This is a genomic window from Streptomyces sp. NPDC019531 (assembly GCF_044903305.1).
Lineage (GTDB): Bacteria > Actinomycetota > Actinomycetes > Streptomycetales > Streptomycetaceae > Streptomyces.
In genome coordinates this window covers 27,503-45,691 of the sequence record NZ_JBJDQL010000014.1, presented here as the reverse complement: position 1 = coordinate 45,691, position 18,189 = coordinate 27,503, and the positions used below count along the sequence as shown (strand labels likewise).

At 70.3% G+C, this 18,189-nt stretch carries 12 protein-coding genes; 6 read left to right on the top strand and 6 right to left on the bottom strand.

Annotated elements, in window-relative coordinates; translation table 11 throughout:
• Positions 1 to 34 precede the first annotated feature (34 nt).
• Entirely contained in the window at positions 35 to 2,131 is a 2,097-nt protein-coding gene (locus ACI2L1_RS18695; RefSeq protein WP_404740419.1) for an autotransporter, read from the top strand.
• A 98-nt stretch (positions 2,132 to 2,229) separates the two neighbouring features.
• Here ACI2L1_RS18695 and ACI2L1_RS18690 read toward each other — a convergent pair whose 3' ends face one another.
• A complete protein-coding gene (locus ACI2L1_RS18690) occupies positions 2,230 to 3,351 on the bottom strand; it encodes an aminoglycoside phosphotransferase (protein ID WP_404740418.1) in 1,122 nt (373 codons plus the stop codon).
• 88 nt (positions 3,352 to 3,439) lie between these two features.
• On the opposite strand from ACI2L1_RS18690, the gene mmuM reads away from it, so the two are divergent.
• Together mmuM and ACI2L1_RS18680 are read left to right on the top strand one after the other, a co-directional pair.
• Positions 3,440 to 4,381 carry a homocysteine S-methyltransferase gene (gene mmuM, locus ACI2L1_RS18685; RefSeq protein ID WP_404740417.1) on the top strand — a complete coding sequence of 314 codons (942 nt, stop codon included), beginning with the start codon at positions 3,440 to 3,442 and terminating at the stop codon, positions 4,379 to 4,381.
• Positions 4,382 to 4,580: 199 nt separating this feature from the next.
• On the top strand, positions 4,581 to 5,636 hold the full coding sequence (locus tag ACI2L1_RS18680; protein ID WP_404740416.1) for a LacI family DNA-binding transcriptional regulator: 1,056 nt from the start codon (positions 4,581 to 4,583) through the stop codon (positions 5,634 to 5,636).
• Between the two features lie 52 nt (positions 5,637 to 5,688).
• On the opposite strand, the gene ACI2L1_RS18675 is transcribed toward ACI2L1_RS18680, so the two are convergent.
• The 5 genes from ACI2L1_RS18675 to ACI2L1_RS18655 all read right to left on the bottom strand — a co-directional run bounded on the left by ACI2L1_RS18675 (position 5,689) and on the right by ACI2L1_RS18655 (position 13,822).
• Positions 5,689 to 7,296, bottom strand: a complete 1,608-nt coding sequence (locus ACI2L1_RS18675) for a carboxylesterase/lipase family protein (protein WP_404740415.1) — start codon at positions 7,294 to 7,296, stop codon at positions 5,689 to 5,691.
• 92 nt (positions 7,297 to 7,388) lie between these two features.
• Complete coding sequence (locus ACI2L1_RS18670) at positions 7,389 to 8,642, bottom strand: alginate lyase family protein (RefSeq protein WP_404740414.1); 1,254 nt, start codon at positions 8,640 to 8,642, stop codon at positions 7,389 to 7,391.
• Positions 8,643 to 8,670: 28 nt separating this feature from the next.
• Positions 8,671 to 12,012 carry an alginate lyase family protein gene (locus tag ACI2L1_RS18665; protein WP_404740413.1) on the bottom strand — a complete coding sequence of 1,114 codons (3,342 nt, stop codon included), beginning with the start codon at positions 12,010 to 12,012 and terminating at the stop codon, positions 8,671 to 8,673.
• Positions 12,013 to 12,017: 5 nt separating this feature from the next.
• Positions 12,018 to 13,550 (bottom strand): glycosyl hydrolase family 28 protein, encoded by a 1,533-nt coding sequence (locus tag ACI2L1_RS18660; RefSeq protein ID WP_404740412.1) that lies wholly within the window; start codon positions 13,548 to 13,550, stop codon positions 12,018 to 12,020.
• Positions 13,547 to 13,822, bottom strand: coding sequence for a hypothetical protein (locus tag ACI2L1_RS18655; protein ID WP_404740411.1), 276 nt, complete (start codon positions 13,820 to 13,822; stop codon positions 13,547 to 13,549). The genes ACI2L1_RS18660 and ACI2L1_RS18655 overlap by 4 nt, the downstream gene beginning before the upstream one ends.
• A gap of 298 nt (positions 13,823 to 14,120) precedes the next feature.
• Between ACI2L1_RS18655 and ACI2L1_RS18650 the strand changes: the two genes are divergently transcribed.
• The 3 genes from ACI2L1_RS18650 (at position 14,121) to ACI2L1_RS18640 (ending at position 18,188) form a co-directional block, all read left to right on the top strand.
• Positions 14,121 to 15,134 carry a hydroxyacid dehydrogenase gene (locus tag ACI2L1_RS18650; protein ID WP_404740410.1) on the top strand — a complete coding sequence of 338 codons (1,014 nt, stop codon included), beginning with the start codon at positions 14,121 to 14,123 and terminating at the stop codon, positions 15,132 to 15,134.
• Positions 15,135 to 15,384: 250 nt separating this feature from the next.
• Positions 15,385 to 16,473 (top strand): LacI family DNA-binding transcriptional regulator, encoded by a 1,089-nt coding sequence (locus ACI2L1_RS18645; protein WP_404740409.1) that lies wholly within the window; start codon positions 15,385 to 15,387, stop codon positions 16,471 to 16,473.
• Positions 16,474 to 16,856: 383 nt separating this feature from the next.
• Positions 16,857 to 18,188: an ABC transporter substrate-binding protein gene (locus ACI2L1_RS18640; RefSeq protein ID WP_404740408.1), complete on the top strand. Its 1,332-nt coding sequence runs from the start codon at positions 16,857 to 16,859 to the stop codon at positions 18,186 to 18,188.
• Position 18,189: the final 1 nt, after the last annotated feature.

The window sequence follows — 18,189 nt, the reverse complement described above, 5'->3', positions numbered from 1 at the left end:
GTTATCGGCGCCCGCCTCGTCCGTCTCCGATCATGTGCGCAGCCATTTCCACAGAACAGCAGCGGCCGCCGGAGCCCTGGCGGCGGTCGCCCTGACCGTCTCCGCTCCCCCGGCGCTGGCCGCCGGCTCCCGGGACGTCACCGCCGACGTCCTCGCGGACCGGGACGTGACACTGACCGGCGACACGGTCGTCACCGTGCCGGCGGGGACGACGACCTACGACGGGGTGTTCCGCGGCGTGGGCACACTCACCGTGCGCGGCGGCGGAACGTTGGTCCTCACCAAGGACAGCGACTTCACGCTGCCGAAGTCCGGACAGCGGCAGACGGTGCGGACGCTCGGCGGCAACCACCCCTACGTCACCACGACCAACCCCGACCCGCCCGCGATCACGGTCGAGCGCGGGGCGACCCTCCAGTACGGCAACGGCGGCACCACGGGCCTGATCGGCCACTTCCCGTACGGCACACCGGCGTTCCGGCTGAACCAGGACAACATCCGGGTCGACGGCACCCTGCGGCTGTCCCTCAAGAGCGCCTACAACCTGGGCGCAGTCAGCGGCTCCGGCCTGATCACCCAGCCGCGCTTCCTCTGGGGCACCTGGGACCTGACGTCCGGATCGTTCTCCGGTGTGATCGACAACGGTACGCAGGCCAACGCCGGGCGGCCCGAGTACGCGACCTCGTTGCCCAACCTGCGCAAGGTCCTCAACCAGGGCACCTGGACCGTGGACACCCCGCTGGGCCGGACCGTCACCCAGCGGATGGACTTCTACCAGCGCGAGTACGGCAGCGACATCAACGTCCAGTCCCGGCCGGGCAGCAAGGTGATCCTCACAGGTCAGTACAGCTGGTCGGACCAGGGCGGCGACACCGACCCCTCGCTCAGCGACCCCGCCCTGAACTGGACGCCCGCCGCCAAGAACGTCAACAAGCGCGGCACCAACATCAAGGGCGCGAACGTCCAGTGGGGCGACGGGACGACGAACCGGGTCTTCATGCCGGGCACGGCGAAGACGGTGTACATCAACCTGCTGGCGGCGAGTGAGCGGTCGAGGCTCACCTTCGACTACAACGGTCCCGTGACGCTCGGCGCCCCGATCGGTGGCGGCCGGTACCACGACACCCTGTCCGCGCCCGGCGCGGGTGACATCGTCATCAAGGGGACGAAGGGCAACGACGTCACCTTCGCGGCCGTCCAGTACTACGACGGCGCCACGACGGTCGAGAAGGGCGCGGTGCTCCGCCTCGGCAGCGGCAAGTCCGGCGGTGACGGCGGGCTTTACACCGGAGGCAGCCTCTACAAGGTCGTGAACAACGGCTCGCTCGTCCTCAGCAACACGAGCAAGTCCCTGACCCTGCCGCGGATCAGCGGCAGCGGCTCCCTCACGCAGGCGGGCGCGGCGACGACGACACTGACCGGCGGGGCGATCACGTACACGGGGACGACAACGGTCAAGAAGGGCACGCTGGCCCTGCGGGGTGGGGCAACTCTCGCTCGCAGCAAGGCGATTCGGCTCACCTCGGCGGCGGCACGGCTGGACGTGGGGACGGCGGGTCTGCGGGTGGCCTCCTCGCTGTCCGGCAAGGGCACGGTGAAGGGGGCGGTCACCAATGACGGTGTGGTCGCGGGCGGTCTCACCGTGTCCGGCGGCTACACGCAGCACGCCAAGGGGGAACTGGTCCTGGGAGACAGTCCGTTGACAGTGTCGGGGCCGGTACGGCTGGCCGGTGACCTCGACCTCTCGGCAGCCGGGACCGACCCCGCCCGCAGGATCACCGTGCTGAACCACAAGGGCACTTCGAAGACCACGGGCGGCTTCAAGGGCCTCAAGGAGGGCACGCGGCTCAAACTGGCCGACACGACGTACCAAATCAGCTACCGGGGCGGGGACGGCAACGACGTCGTACTGACGGCGGTCACGGCGAGCGCATCGCCTGGTGTGCGCGCGGACACGTCGTCGTCGCCGGGGACGGCGGCTGCGGCACCGCACACGACGGGTGCGGTGGCCGAGGGGTTGGGGTGGTGGCCGTATGTGCTGGCGCTCGGGCTGCTGGGTGGGCTGGTGGTGCCGCCGACCCTGCGCAGGGCCGGTAAGAGGCGCGGTGGACGGCATGCGGCGCGCGGCTAGGGAAGGGGCACGCCCGCCCCTTGAGCGCGGCCGTCTGCGGCGCCGTCGTGGCTCGTCACGCAGTTCCCCGCGCCCCTGGGTGGGACTGCACACCCCGTTCATCTGTCGCTCGGGGCCTTCGGGAAGCCCAACCGGGGTGCCAGCGCACGCGCCTCGGCCGCCCACCCGGCGAGGAACTCCAGGGCCAACCCCCGCTCCCGGTACCGGAGTTCCGCCGAAACCTCCCGCTCACCCCCGTAGTGCAGCTGCCGTTCCTCCCCTGCACGCGCCAGCATCAGCCCGGTGAGCCAGTCGTACTTGACGGCCGACGCGCACACTCCGAGCCGTACGAACCGCTCGTCCCCCTGCCACCCGCTCGCCCGCAGACCCTCCAGATAGGCGTGATAGGCCGCCGCCGCGAACCGGGGCAACCGGGCGGCGGGGACGAACAGGTCGAAGACCGAGTCGGGGAGGTAGTTGCCGAGGTCCTCCCCGAGCGCGCCGTCGCCCGCGAACGCCCAGTCGAACATCACGCTGTTCGCTCCGTCGGCGCGGACGTTCGCCGGCCAATGGTCGAGGTGGCACAAGGCACGCGGCAGGGACTCCATGATCTGCAGGAACCACTCGCGGTCGTGGTGGAGACGGACCATGTCGTGCCGCAGCCCGGCGGGGAAGTGATCGCGGACCAGGGGCTGTTGCCAGGCCTCGTCGTCGTCGAGGAGCTCCAGGCCGAGGGTCTTGGCGCCGATGTACTCCCGCAGGAAGCGCCGGGACAGCCAGGGTTCGTCACATGCGCCGACGGCGCCCTGGGCCAGCCCCATCCGGTGGGCGTGCCGTACGTGCGCGTCGATCGACCAGCGCTGGGCCGCCTTGCCCCGGACCGTCTCCAGCCACAGCGCCACGTCTCCGTCCGCCCGCTCGACGCACGCGAGCAGGCGGGGTGCGCGGATGCCGTACGGCTCCCAGGCCTGGGCGAGCCCCGAGGTGTGGACGTCCGCCTCGCGCCGCCAGTAGTTCCAGTGCCGGGGGTCGTCGGAGGCGGCCCAGTGGTCGGCGGAATCCTTGGTGCGGGTGAGGACCTTGAGCACGGCCGTGCGCTCGTCCGCGGTGACGCTCCAGACTCCGGCGGTGACGCCGTTGAGGGAGTTGTGGGTGAGTGAGGAGAGGAAGGCCACCCCGGTGCCGGGGCCGAGGACCTCGACGACCTCGGAGGACACGACGTCGATGTCAAAGTCGGTCATGCGCAGAGGGTAGTCCCGCATGGTGGGCATGGTGTTCGCGCAGCGGACGGATACGGCCGTCTCGCGACCCGTCGACTAGCGTCGAGGCATGACCAGCGACATCCCTGAAGCCCCTGCCGCCCACCCCATCGCCTTCGCCGAGGCCCTCGCGGCCGGTCCTGTCGTCCTCGACGGCGGCATGTCCAACCAGCTGGAGTCCGCGGGCCACGACCTGAGCGACGAGCTGTGGTCGGCGCGGCTGCTCGCGGAGCGGCCCGAGGCGATCACCGAGGCGCATCTCGCGTACTACGAGGCGGGCGCGGACGTGGCGATCACGTCCAGCTACCAGGCCACGTTCGAGGGGTTCGCGAAGCGCGGGATCGAGCGCGAGAGGGCGGCTGAACTCCTCGCCCTGAGCGTCGAGTTGGCACTGGAGGCGACGCGGCAGGCAGCGGCGAAGGGGGTCCGGCGACCGCTGTACGTGGCCGCCTCGGCGGGGCCGTACGGCGCGATGCTCGCGGACGGCTCGGAGTACCGGGGCCGGTACGGGCTGAGCGTGGCCGAGCTGGAGGCCTTCCACCGGCCCCGGCTGGAAGTCCTGGCGGCGGCCGGGCCCGACGTGCTGGCGCTGGAGACCGTCCCGGACACCGACGAGGCGGAGGCGCTGCTGCGGGCGGTCCGCGGTCTCGGCGTCCCGGCCTGGCTCTCCTACTCCGTCGCGGGGGACCGCACCCGTGCGGGGCAGCCCCTGGAGGAGGCCTTCGCCCTGGCCGCCGACGCGGACGAGGTCATCGCGGTCGGCGTCAACTGCTGCGTCCCCGGGGATGCGGCCCCCGCGATCGAGACCGCCGCGCGGGTGACCGGCAAGCCGGTCGTCGTCTATCCCAACAGCGGGGAGTCCTGGAACGCGGGCACGCGCGCGTGGGAGGGCAGTTCGTCGTTCGCCCCGGAGGAGGTTCGCGGCTGGCAGGAGGCCGGGGCACGGCTGGTCGGAGGGTGCTGCCGGGTGGGGCCAGAGGCGATCTCGGGCATCGCGGAGGCGCTGCGCTGAGGGAAGAACGGTGCGTCTGTTCTCCGTAGGGCTGTTGATGGCTTGCGGCCGCGCTTTTCGTTGTGGTTGCTCGCGCGGTTCCCCGCGCCCCTGGGGGGCGCTACCCGCCCCATGGCCTCGGCCCCTTCGCCCTGCTAGCCTCCGCTCGGGAACCGGTTTCCATCGGTGTTGCCGCTGTTCCGGAGGGGGGCGATCAGGGATGACCAGGAAGAGTGAGGACACGAGCCGGAGCACGATCCGGGATGTGGCGGCGCGGGCCGGGGTGTCCGCGTCGACCGTGTCGCGGGTGCTCGGTGGGGTGTATCCGGTGAGCGCGGCGACACGCACGCGTGTGATGCGGGCCGTGCGGGAGATGGACTACGTCGCGGACGCGCGCGCGAAGGCGATCGCGGGCGTCGGCACACCCACCCTCGCGTTCGTCCTTGAGGACATCACCGGACCGTCGTTCGCGCTGATGGCACACGGTGTGGAGCGTGAGGCGACCCGGCTCGGACATCTGTGTCTGGTGTGCAGCACGGAGGGCGACGTCGAGCACGAACTGGAGTTCGTGGAGATGATGCGGGCCCAGCGCGCGGCCACCGTGATCCTGGTGGGCGGCGCCGCCGACACCGTCGAGTACCGCGAGCGGACCCGCCGTATGGCCGACTCGCTGGCGTCGGCGGGGTCCCGGCTGGTGCTGTGCGGCAGACCGCCGCTGGGCCCCGGCGCGCCCGTCACGGTCATCGAGTACGACAACGAGGGCGGCGCCTACGCCCTCGTGGCCCACGTCCTGTCCCAGGGCCACCGTCGGGTGCTGTTCCTCGGCGGCAAGGCCGACCACACCACCGCGCAGGGCCGTGAGCGCGGCTATCTCGCAGCGCACCGCGCCCGCGGCCTTGACCCCGACCCCGCGTTGCTTCTGAACGGCGACTTCACCCGTGACTCCGGCCACCGTCTGGTGCGCCGGGCCCTGAAGGACGGCGTGGAGTTCACGGCCGTGGTCGCCGCCACGGACATGGTCGCCGCGGGTGCCCTCACCGCCCTCCACGAGGCCGGCATCGACGTGCCCGGGGAGGTGTCCCTGGCCGGCTACGACGACATCCCCTTCGCCCGTGACCTGCACCCGGCGCTCACGACGGTCCACGTGCCCTACGAGGAACTGGGCCGCCTCGCCGTACGCACCGCGCTGGGCCGTACGGCGGAGGACCCGGCCGAGCACCTTCTGCTGGGCACCCACGTGGTGGTCCGGGATTCGGTCACACCGACCGGAACCTGAGACGGACGGCCCCGCACGGGCGGCCTGCCCCGGCCCGCGCGGCGGCCAGATCTCAGTGCCGCCGCGCCAATCCCGTGCGCCGCAGCCGTCGTACCACCGACCGCAGCTCCGCCGTCCGCCCCGGCCAGCCTTCCGCCGGTTCCGACACGGGCGCGCTCTCGGCCGTGGTCGTGTCGGCGGTCCACACCGCGAAATCACCGTCCCGGGGGCCGGATGCGAGGTAGGGGTCGCCCTTGCCGAAGATCTGGACCGGATGTGTGGCGTCCCAGGGCTGCCAGCCGGGGTCGCCGTCGGCGGCGAAGCGCACCCACGCCCCGTGCATGGCGTCGGCCAGCTCGGTCGGGGCGCCCTCGCCGGCGAGCTTGGCCGACTCGGGGGTCTCCCCGGTGTCGAAGACGAAGCCGAGCTCAAGGGCGTGGCAGGCGCCGAGGCCCGGGAGGTTCGAGGGCCAGGCGAACTCGTAGACGTACGACGTGCCCGGCCGGGCCTCCGCCAGACGGTGCAGGGGGATGCGCAGCAGGTGGTCGGTGACCATCTGGCCGACAGTCTCTGCGGTGCCGGCCTCGGGGTGCAGGGCGCGGTAGCCGCGGACCACCTCGGAGCCGCAGTGGCAGCGGGCCATGGCACCGGCGAGGGCGACCGGTCCGAGCCGGTCCACGCGCTCCAGGAGACCGCCGGGGACGAGCCAGAGGCGGTACTCGTCGCTGGTCCAGCCCAGCATCAGGTCGACCCCGCGCGCCACTGAGCCCTCGACCAGCGCCTCCAGGGGGTCGCGGGGTACGAGGTCGCCGTCGACCACGATCCCGAAGGCGGGACCGCCCAGGACCGGGCTGCTCAGCCGGCCGACCTCGGCCTGGGTGCGCAGCAGGAGGTCCCGGTCGACGTCGGCGAAGGCCGCCGCGGTGGCGGGGATCTTCAGCCGGGTGGCCATCCGGCGCACCATCCGCCGTACCTTGTCGCGGTCGCTCGCCTCGGGCGGCCCGCTCTGCAGGACCGCGCGCCGGAACAGGCCCTGGGCCTGCGGGGCGGCCAGCAGGGCGCCGACGCTGATCGCGCCGGCCGACTGCCCCGCCACGGTGATACGGCCGGGGTCGCCGCCGAAGGCCTCGATGGACTCGTGGACCCAGTGCAGAGCGGCGAGCTGGTCGCGCAGGCCGGGGTTGGCGGGGGTGTCCGGGAAGAGGCCGTAGCCCTCGACGCCGAGGCGGTAGTTGACCGAGACGAACACGACGCCGTCCCGGGCGAAGGCATGCCCGTCGTACACGGGCACCGCGGACGAGCCCCTGGTCAGGGCGCCGCCGTGCAGCCACACCAGGACCGGGAGGCGGCCACCGGGGCCGGGCTGCGGTGTCCACACGTTGAGATTGAGGTAGTCGTCGCCGGGCACCACCGGGTCGGACAGATACTGCGCGAAGGCGTCGGAGTACGGCGGTTTCGGCGCCGTCGGCCCAAAGTCGACCGCCTCGCGCACCCCGTCCCAGGCCTCCGGGGGCACGGGCGGCCGGAAGCGCAGGGCACCGACCGGGGGTGCCGCGTACGGGATGCCACGGAACACCGCCACGCCCCGCTCGTACCTGCCGCGTACCGCGCCGTACGGCGTCCCCGCCACGGGGTCCCCGTCGGGCGTCCTGGCCACGGGATTCGCCTGGTCTGCCGTCATCCGCCCACCAGCCCTTCGCCGCGCTCGTGCACCGCTATCACCAGAGCACCACAGTCGCTCCGGGTATTCCGGTGCACGAGCGGGGTTCAGGGCTATTTGGCGTACATCAGCGTGCCGAAGCCCAGCTGGTCGAAGCCGCCGCTGGTGGTGCCGTAGTCGCCGCCTCCTCCCTCGGGGGCGACAAGGTCGTAGTACATCTGCGAGATGTACTTGTCGTCCAGGTACAGGCGCCGGTTGTAGTGGAAGTGGAGCATCGCCCAGACGGGACGGACCTGGCCGCGGGAGGCGGAGGAGATCACGGTCTGGGAGGAGGCGGCGCACGTCGTGCCCGTGCCCCAGTTGTAGGTGGTGAAGGGGACGTCACTGCCGAGGTTGTACTTCGCGACGTACTGGGCGGCCTTCATGAAGCGGCGGCTGTCGTAAGAGTAGAGGTCGTCGCCCTGGTTCCAGGCCATCTCGCACACGGCGCCCATCTGGCCCATGCCCATGACGGTGTGACCCTGGTCGCGGCCGGACTCCTGCCACTGACCGAGGGCATAGCCGTCGGAGTCGGTGTACAGGTAGGGCACCGCGTGTGCGATGGAGCCGTTGCCCGCGCCGGACTTGAAGTAGGTGACGGCCTGGTCGTACTTGGCGCTGTCCTCGTTGAGGATGCCGATGGCCAGGATCGAGGCCATGTTGCACAGGTCCCAGTTGGCCCAGTAGTTGGTGATGCAGGCGCCGTTGTGGTGGGTCAGGAAGTCGTTGTTGAGCGGGTAGAAGACCCTCGCCATCATGTCCTGGGCGGCGGCGAGGTCGAAGCCGCCGTAGTCCCGCATGAGTTCGCAGGCGTTGGCGAACTGCCAGCCGTAGATGCCGGCCGCGAGGAAGCGGTCCGCGTTGCCGGTGACCGTGGTGAGCGTGGTCGACCAGGCGTTGAGGATGTTCGCCGCGCAGACGGCGTTGGCCTCGGTGCCGCCGACCTTCCAGCGCAGGGCGTTCTGGTAGGCGGCCGCGATGTCGTTGTAGAGCAGCGAGTAGTTCTCTCCGGTGCCGCCGCGGATGATGGTCGCCGTGGCCCGGTTGGTCCAGGTGGACTGGGAATGGGAGTTGGCGACCAGCTTGTTCCAGCCGGAGAGCCAGGGGTCGTTGCCCGCGGCGACCCTGACCTTGGCCCGGTTGATGTCCCCGGCATTGTGGAGCATCCCGGGGTGGGTCCAGGTCGAGGGCGCCGCGTCCGCCGTGCCGGCGGCGAAGGCACCGCTGCCGAGAGCGAGCGCGGCGCCGAGACCGCCGGCGGTCCTGAGGAGACCGCGGCGGCTCAACTCGGCGTGCTGGAGGTGCTGGTGGGGGGAAGTGCGGCTCATTCGGTGCATCTCCGTTCCGTGGGGGGAATCAGATGGGGATGATGCTCACCTCGTCGAAGGTGGTGGTGCCGAGGGCCAGCGGACTGCGGGAGCAGACCACCAGACCCACGTAGTAGGGGGCGTCACCGAAGCCGGGGATCTCGCCGGAGGCGAGGTCGGTCCAGGTGGCGCCGTCGTCGGTGGAGACGGCTGCGGTGAAGGCGGTCCCGGTGCGCCTCAGCCGCAGGAGTGTGGGGAGTTGGACGGCGCCGCTGCCGGTGAAGGCGGAGCCAGCGGCGACGGTCTTGCGCAGCATGAGCTGTGCGGTGGTGCCGCCGGTGACGATCGCCCCGGCCGCCTGGTCGAACGGCGACAGCGACTTGGCCATCAGCAGTCCGACACGGTCGGCGGTGGCTCCGGTACGGGAGACGAGGCGGGCGGTGACCTGGCAGTCACCGGTGACGGGCTGCCGTACGAACTGCCCTGTCATCCCCTGGTTGTTGGCGGTGAGATCCACTCCGGCACCGCGCACCACGAAGGTCCCGTCATCGTGGGCGGTGCTGCCGGGGGTGAGGATCGCGGCCACACCCAGGGTCCCGAAGGCGCGGTCGTCGAGGACCACGTCGCCGAGGTCGCCGTACGTCCACGGGGACGGCGGGGGTGTGCCCACCGTGAGGGTGAGGCTTGCGGCGCCGTCGCCCGCCGCGTTGCCGGCGGTGGTGGTGACGGTGAACTCGCCGGTCTCGCGCGGGGTTCCGTGGATGAGGCCGGTGCGCTTGTCGACGCGGAGGCCGTCGGGGAGGCCGGTGGCGGTGAAGCGGACCGGCTCGTGCGAGGCGCGCAGGACGTGCCGGAACGCGACCCCCTTGTTGGCGAACGCTTTGGCGGCGGAGGTGAGTTGCGGTACGGACGGGGTGGGCATCTGCGCGGCGGCCGGCTCCGAGAGCGGTCCGCGTCCGGTGGTGTTGGTCTTGGCGACGGCGTAGTGGTAGGTCGTCCCGGGCACACCCGTGGCATCCGCGTACTGGATGCGGGTGCCGGACCCCACCGGGCCGACTCCGGTCGCCAGGGTGAGGTACGGGCCGTCGGCATCGGTGGCGCGCAGCACCTTGTACCGGGCCGAGAGGTCCGGGTCGGTCCAGGCCAGCTCGACGGCGTCGGCACCGCTCACCGCGCTCAAGTCGCCGGCGGTACGGGCAGGGTGGGGCACCGACCAGATCTCGTCGCCGGACGCGGAGGTCACGGTGACGTTGTCGAAGGCGCCGGTGCCGGTCTCGGCGTAGTCCTTGTCGACGCCCAGGCAGGAGGTGAGGAGCAGGCCCGCGTATGCGGTGCGCCCCAACTCGACCTCGGCGGAGCCGACTTCGGTCCAGCGAATGCCGTCCGGGGAGATCGCCCCGGTGCAGCGACGGCCGCGCCGGGTCAGCCGCACCCAGTAGGGCGTGCGCAGCCGGTAGCCGTCACCCGCGGCCTCGACGTAGGGCGCCTCCAGCGGAGTCGCCGACTCCGGCAGCACGCCGAGGCTGGAGATCGGGAAGGCCGCACTCGTGGTGATCGCCGTCTGCTGCGAGGGCGGTACGGGTGTGCTGCCGGTCCCGGAGACGGCGGCCCCCGTGGTCGGCCGCGTCGAGAAGACCCCGCTCCAGGTGTGCAGCGGCAGCCCCTGGATCACCATGGCCGCGTGCGCCGCGTCCGCGTCCAGGGATGCCCGCACACTGACGCCGATCTTGGAGTACTGCGAGCTCAGCGGCCACACGATCCGCGCGGTCACCGTGCCGTCGCCACGCAGGGGCAGATGCACGAGCCGGTGGGTGTCGTCGGTGCCGGACGCCTCCAGCACGAAGCGCTCGCCGTCGAAGACCGCCGAGCCGGGGATCCTGACGTCCCCGATGTCCTGGGTCGACCAGGGCTCGGGGAGACCGGCGGTCGCCGAGCAAAGGGCCGAATCGTCGCTGCTGCCCCGGGAGTTGGTGGCGGTGACGGTGTAGTGGTACGTCCGCCCCGGGCGCACCCGGTCGTCCGTGTACGTCGGCTTGCCGACGCCGGTGGCGATCTCCTCGTAGGGCCCCTCGGGCCGGGTGGCACGACGGACCGTATAGCCGGTGGCCCAGGTGGACGGCAGCCAGTTCACGGTGACCCGGGTGCGGTCCCCGGCCGCCGTGATCCCCGCCGGAGGGGTCGGCACGGTCTCCGAGGACGCTGTCGTGGTCGCGTAGGCGAAGGTCCCCCAGCTGGGCACGTCGTCGTTGCTGCCCTCGACGACCCGGGCGCCCCCGGTACCTCGGAAGACGGTCGCCTTGGTGTACGGGGTGTCGAGGCCGCGGACGCCGGCGTAGTGGGCGTAGGCCATCTCGTAGACCGGCGGGATGTTGCCGCGGCTGATCGCGGAGACGGCCGTCTTGATGTACTTGCCGGTGCGGTCGAGGTCGGGGGTGAAGGGGACGTCGTTGCCGAGGTTGTAGCGGGCCGCGTACTCGAAGTTGGCGAGAATACGGTTGTCGTCGTAGCCCCACAGGTCGACGCCCTGGTTCCAGGCGACCTGCGCGATGTCCCCGGTCATCCCCAACGCGAGCTGCTCGTGCCCCTGGTCGCGGCCGGCCTCCTGGCCCTGGCCCGCGTCGGTGACGATCCGGTGCGCGATGGAGCCGTTGCCCGCGCCCGCCGCGGCGAACCGCAGCGCGTCCTCGAAGAGGGTCGGCTCCTCGCAGAACACCCCGATGGCCAGGATGGTCTGCATGGCCGTCAGGTCCCAGTTGCCGTTGGCGTAGAGCATGTAGCCGGAGACGGCCGGATACCAGACGTCCAGGAAGGAGCGCTCGCAGCGGGCGATGTCCGCGTCCGTCCAGCCGTCGTAGCCGGTGTGGCGGAGCAGTTCGGCCGCGTTGACGAACTTGAAGGCCTGGAGGCCCGCGCCGAGGGGGCCGTCGGCACCAGTGACCATGGTCAGGGAGGCCGACCAGGCGTTGAGGATGTCGCGGGCCTTGTCGGCGTTGGCGCGGTCGCCGGTGACGGCCCACATCAGGGCGTTCTGGTAGGCGGCGGCCGAGTCGGCGACGGCCTGGTTCATGAAGTTGGAGGGGCCACGGCCCCAGGAGGTGATCTGTCCGGTGTTCTGGACGGTGTACGTCGACTTCGAGCGCGCATGGGCCGCGAACGCCAAGTAGCCGTCGTAGACGGGGGATTGCTTGGCGGCGACCGCGTCCTTCATGCGCGCGAGGTCCGCGGCGCTGTGCAGCAGGCCGGGGTGCGCGAAGGCGCGGCTGCCGGATTTCTGGTCGGTGGCCCGGGCGGTGCCGGGTGCGAGCAGTCCGCTCGCACCCGCCACCAGCAGCAGGGCCGCTGTGCCGCCGAGGAAGCCACGACGGCTCGGAGCGATGGTTCGCGGGGGCATGGTGCTCATGATGTGGCGACCGCCTCGGCCTCGGCAGTGGTGATGAACTTCAGGTTGGTCACGTGCTCGTTGGAGATCCACTGGATCGTGTCGGTGGTGTAGTACCAGCTCGGCTTCTTCATCGAGTCGGCGACGACCAGCCCGTTGATCACCAGGTTCTCGAAGGTGACGTCCTTGATGGCGTGGTCGGCGTCGTAGCCGAGGAAGAGCGAGGGCTCGGCGTTCGTGCCCGTGTAGCTGAGGTTCTTGACGTAGACGTCCTGGATGCCGCGGCCGACCGAGGTGTTGTACTTCGTGTTGTACATGACCTTCATGTAGATGACCTGGCCCCAGCGGAAGTCCTCGATCCGGACGTCCTCGATGCGGACGTTCTTGATCAGGTTGGAGTCGCCGGGGTTGAGGGCGATGCAGCCCTGGTAGTTCATCTGCGGTTCGCGGTGGTCGAGGATGTCGAGGTTCTTGAAGGTGAGCTTCTTCAGGACCTCGGGGTTGTCGGTGTTGCCGTGCGTGCCGACGTTGATGGGGTGGGCGACGTCCGCCCAGAGGGTGGAGTTGCGGACGGTGACGTTGGTGGTGTCGCCGTAGTAGTCCCAGCGGTGGGTGTAGATGGCGATGCAGTCGTCCGAGTTGCGCATGAAGACGCCGTCGATGACGACGTCGCTGGAGCAGAAGACGTCGATGCCGTCGCCCCAGCCCTTGGAGCTGAAGGAGCCGAGGCCCTTGATGGTGACACCGGTGGCCTCGCCCAACTGGACCGCGTAGCCGTTGGGGTTGAGCACGGTGACCGCGCCGATGGAGATGTTCCGCGAGTTCTCCACGAGGGCACCGCCGGCCACGGTCCCGGCGAGCACACCGCGTCCGGCGATCCCGGCGTGCTCGACGTTCCGGAAGATCACGGTGGCCTTGAGGACGGCTCCGCCGTCGAGGTACACGGTCTTGCCGGAGGGGACGAGCAGGTTGCCGTCGGCGGTGGTGTGGACGCCGGGGCCGTAGTAGAGGACGTTCGGGTCGTCCTCGGCCGGCCGCTTCTTGTCGATGGCGCGGGCGAACAGGTGGAGACAGTCGAAGATGTCGTCGTTGATCTGGACGACGACGTTGCGCGGCTGGTCGAGCGTGAACACCAGGGTGTCGCCGCCGACTTCGGGGGTGATGCCGTACGAGTCCGGTCGCACCCTGACCTTGCTGGTGCCGCCCTTGAGGTAGGTGACCTCGACCTCGACGGAGCCCTGGAAGTCGAAGTACGCCAGCGAGGAGTCGTAGGTCTTGCTGGAGCCGGTGGTCGGGTTGATCTCGCCCAGCTGGGGCCGCCAGATGTCCAGGGTCTGCCACTCGCCATCGGGGGCGGTACGGACGCGGACCCGGAAGCTGGTGTTGGTCGGCATCCCGGAGGGGCGGGGGTAGGTCACCAGCTTCGGTGCGGCAGCGGCGGCGGTGTCGTCGGCCCGTGCTGCCGTGGCCGTCAGGTTGGTCAGACCCGCGGCGAGCGCGGTGGCGCCGGCCGCCTGGATGGCCGTACGGCGGGACAAGGGCGGGTTCATGCGTGGCTCCTTGCGAACAGATGAGGGGGGACGGCTGGTTGAGACCGGTCGTCGACATGCCGGCGACGAAGCCGCGCTGGGCGACGAGGAAGATCAGCAGGATCGGGACGACCGATGTCGGTCTGCGCCTGCTTGATCAGGTCCACGGAGATGTCGTCGACGTCGGCCATCACCGTGACGGTCTCGCCGGCGACGCCGACCGCGCTCGACACCTTCATCGCGCGACCGCTCAGCGTTGCCGCCCCCGCCGCGGCACCGGCATGTTGGTCCACGACACACCCACCTCCTGCTCTGTCCGGTCATGGAAACGCGGCAACCGGAAGACAGGAAGACAGGAAGACAACCGGTTGCTGCGTTGGGGCAGAGCTTCTGCCCTGTCCGGAAACGGCGTCAAGACCATTGACGGGTTTTCGAAAAGACTGTGTAACCTCGCCGACACCGAGGGCGGATGGAAACCGGTTGTTTGATCCACCCGTTCACCGATTGACCACCCCTCGACCTCAGACCTACGGTAGATCTGCTGTAGAAGGCGTTTTCAGAAACCGTTTCTACCAGTGCGTCAGGAGTGACATGCCCAGCCCTCAGCCACCCAGGGCCGTGTTCGCGATGGATCCCGTGCACCTCCCCCTGCTCTTCCCCCCACCCCTGATGACCCGGCTGAGCGAGGCGGCCGACCTCGATCCCGCGCTCGTCGTCCAGGACTTCACCGACCCCGCCGCGGCGGACGCCCTGGCCCGCGCCGAGGTCCTGATCACCGGCTGGGGCTGCCCCCGCCTCGACGCCGGCGTCCTCACCGCGGCCCCCCGACTGCGCACCGTCCTGCACGCCGCGGGCTCCGTCCGCCCACTGGTCGGCGAAGAGCTGTGGAAACGCGGGATCGCCGTCTCCAGCGCGGTCACCGGCAATGCCCTGCCGGTCGCGGAGTACACCCTCGCGATGATCCTGCTGTGCGGGAAGGACGCGTTCGATCACCGGGAGCGGTTCCGGGTCGGCCACGTGTATCCGGCTCCGGCGGAGACCGCGGACACGGGGAACGCGGGGCGGCGGATCGGGGTCATCGGGGCGTCCCGGGTGGGCCGGCGGTTGCTGGAGCTGCTGCGGCCCTTCGACTTCACCGTGCTGTTGCACGACCCGTACGTCAGTCCCGCGGAGGCGACCGCGCTGGGGGCCGAACCGACGTCGCTGGAGGACCTGTTGCGGCGCAGCGACATCGTGTCGCTGCACGCGCCCGACATTCCGGAGACCTACCGGATGCTGGACGGGGCGCGACTCGGGCTGATCCGGGACGGGGGCGTGCTCATCAACACGTCACGGGGGGCGCTCGTCGACCCCGACGCGCTGACCGCCGAGCTGGTTTCCGGGCGACTGCGTGCGGTGCTCGATGTGACCGAGCCCGAACCGCTGCCTTCGGAGTCACCGCTGTACCGACTGCCGAACGTGTTTCTCACACCTCATATCGCCGGGTCGCTCGGGAACGAGCTGGAGCGGCTCGGGCGGATCGTGGTGGAGGAGCTGGAGCGGGTGGGGGCCGGGGAGGGGTTGGTGCATGAGGTGCGGTACGCGGACATGGCTCGGGTGGCTTGAGGTGATGCGGATTGCGGGGTTCCGTGGGGGCGACTGGTTCGCCTGCTCCGCGACCGGGGTTCGCCTGCCCCGCGACCGGTTCGCCTGCCGCCGGGCTCCTGCCGGTGTCCTGAGTGCGGTGGAAACTGGTGGGCGCTCGCCGACCCTTTGAGGCTCGCACCGCCCGACCAGGGCCGGAGTAACAATGGGATACGGTTTCCGAACCCTGGGTCCTGTGGGGCCGGGGCACTATCGCTAAGGAGCCGCAAGGGTGAGTCAGCGCAAGGCGTCCGGGGACGTCGGACGGGCCACCATCCGGGACGTGGCGGAGCGGGCCGGGGTGTCCGTGGCCAGCGTTTCGCGGGTGCTGTCCGGGAACTATCCGGTCTCCGAGGACCTGCGCCGCAAGGTGATGAAGGTCGTTCGTGACCTGGACTACGTCACCAACGCCCATGCCCGGTCGCTGGCCGGCGGGGGTACGCCCACCGTCGCGATCCTCATCAACAACATCACCGGTGCGGCGTTCGCCCACGTGGCCAAGGGTGTTGAGGGGGCCGCCACGCTCAGGGGATGGCTGTCGTTGGTGGGAACCACCGGGGACGATCCGGAGCGGGAGCTCACCCTCGTCAACCTCATGCGCCAGCAGGGGGTCGCGGCCGTGGTGCTGCTCGGCGGCGCCTACGACTACGACGAGTACCAGCTGCGCATGGCCAGGTTCGCCCGTTCCCTGGACGCCGCCGGGTCGCATCTCGTGCTCGTCGGCCGGCCTCCGCTCGAAGGCGACGTACCGGCCACCACGGTCGACTACGACAACGAGGGCGGCGCCTACGCGATGGCCAGCCATCTGTTGTCGGCCGGGCACCGGAAAGTGCTCGTGTTGCCGGGGCACTCCGAACTCACCACCGCCCAAGGGCGGTTGGAGGGGGCGCGGCGGGCCTTCGAGGCGTACGGCGTGCCGTTCGAGGCCGGCATGGTGCGCCACGGGCCCTACGACTACGAGCACGGGTACGAGGCCGTCGAGGAGTGCCTGCGCGACGGGCTCGGTTTCACCGCCGTCCTCGCCGGCACGGACGTCGTCGCGGCCGGCGCCATGCAGGCCCTGCGCGCGGCCGGGCTACGGGTGCCCGAGGACGTGTCGATCGTCGGGTACGACGACATCCCGCTCGCCTCCCAGCTCACCCCCCAGCTCACCACCGTCCACGTGCCCTACGAGGAGATGGGCCGGGTCGCCCTGCGTGCCGTCGCCGATCGCCGCGAAGGGGGCGGAACCCGGCGCAGGGGGGCTGACGGGGACCATCTGGTGCTGGGCACCCATGTCGTCGTACGGAACTCCGTGCGGCCGCCCGCCCAACCCCGCTAGCGGGAAGAGGAAAGAGATCGTTTCGTAAACGGTTTCTCGTAAGCCATCCGGATCGGGGCGAGCCGGAGAAGCGGCTCGGCCGGGCCGTGTCTCCGTCCCGCCAAGAGCTCTCTGAGCTGGCAGTACGTCAATCCCGGGACGTCATGCGGCGCGCACTCGGTCCTAACCTCACGGACAAAGCGGCGTAACAAATTGCCGTCTACCTCTTGCTAACCACAGGACCGTCGGCCTAACGTCCCAGCAACCGGTTACTACAGCTTCTGCTGCGCCGACCCCCACAACCGCGAGCCGATGAACTTCCGGCCGCCGTTTCCGGTCCGACACCGAGCCGCCGCCCCCCTCTCCTCTCCGAGACGCCCTACTTCGCGAAGGAACACGGTCAGATGAACTTCAGCAGCCCCCGGAGAAAGGTCGCCCGCGCCGCCGTTGCGGGACTCGCGCTGTCAGGTCTGCTCACCGCGTGCGGCGGGTCCGACTCCGGCGACCCGCAGTCGTCGGGCCCGGTCACCCTCCCCTTCTGGGGCTGGGCCAACGGCCAGGATGCCGTCGTCAAGGCGTTCAACGCCTCGCACAAGGACATCCAGCTGAAGTACACGAAGGTCACCGACCAGTTGACCATGCAGAAGCAGTTGACCAACGCGGTGAAGGCGGGCAACGCGCCCTGTCTGGTGCAGAACACCGCCGAGTACGTGACCAGTTGGGTCGCGCAGGGCGCGCTGGCCGACATCTCGAAGTACGTCGACGGCGAGAAGGCCAAGTTCAACACCGGGTCGTGGGCGAGTGCGCAGGTGCAGGGGAAGTCGTACGGCGTTCCCACCAGCTCCTCGCCGAACTTCACCATCTATCGCACCGACATCTTCAAGAAGTACGGCATCGAGGCGCCGACGACCTGGGACGAGTTCATCGCCGCGGGCAAGGTGCTGAAGAAGCACGGCATCAAGATCACCAACTATGCCGGTGAGGACCCGAGCACGCTTGAGGTGCTGGCCATGCAGGCCGGGGCGCACTGGTACTCCATCGACGGCAACTCCTGGAAGGTGGACTTCCAGGACGCGGGCACCCTGAAGGCCGCCAAGGTGATCCAGGAGATCGTCGACAACGACCTCAACAGCAAGCTGTCGTTCGCCGACTACGCGGCCGTGCAGCGCAACTACGACAACGGCGGGACCGCCACCCGGCAGATCTCGACCTGGCAGATGGCCGGCATGGTGCAGAACTTCACCAAGTCGTTCGGCGACTGGGCGCTGTCGCCCTGGCCGGCCTTCGCCGGTGAGGCCGCCAAGACTCCGGCCGGCACCAACCTGACCGGCAGCGTGACCCTGGTGACCAAGGACTGCAAGAACCAGGAGCAGGCCGCCGAGGCCGCGCTGTGGATGTCCACGAACACCGGCGCGGTCAAGACGATGGCGAGCCCGGAGACCGGCAACGGCGTGATGCCGGCGCTGGCCGACAGCAACTCGTATGTGCCCGAGGCGGTCTCCGAGAAGCTGCTCGGGTCCAACTACCAGGCGGGGCAGCAGATCGTGAAGGACAGTCTGAAGACCGTCACCACCGACTGGACGTTCGGGCCCGACTGGACCGCCATGTTCACCGAGATGCAGGCCGGCTGGGCCAAGGTGGTGAGCAAGGAGCAGACGGTGACCGAGCTCCTCGCCCACATGCAGGAGTGGACGGTCAACGACCTGAAGTCCCGCGGCATCAGCGTCAAGGGCTAGA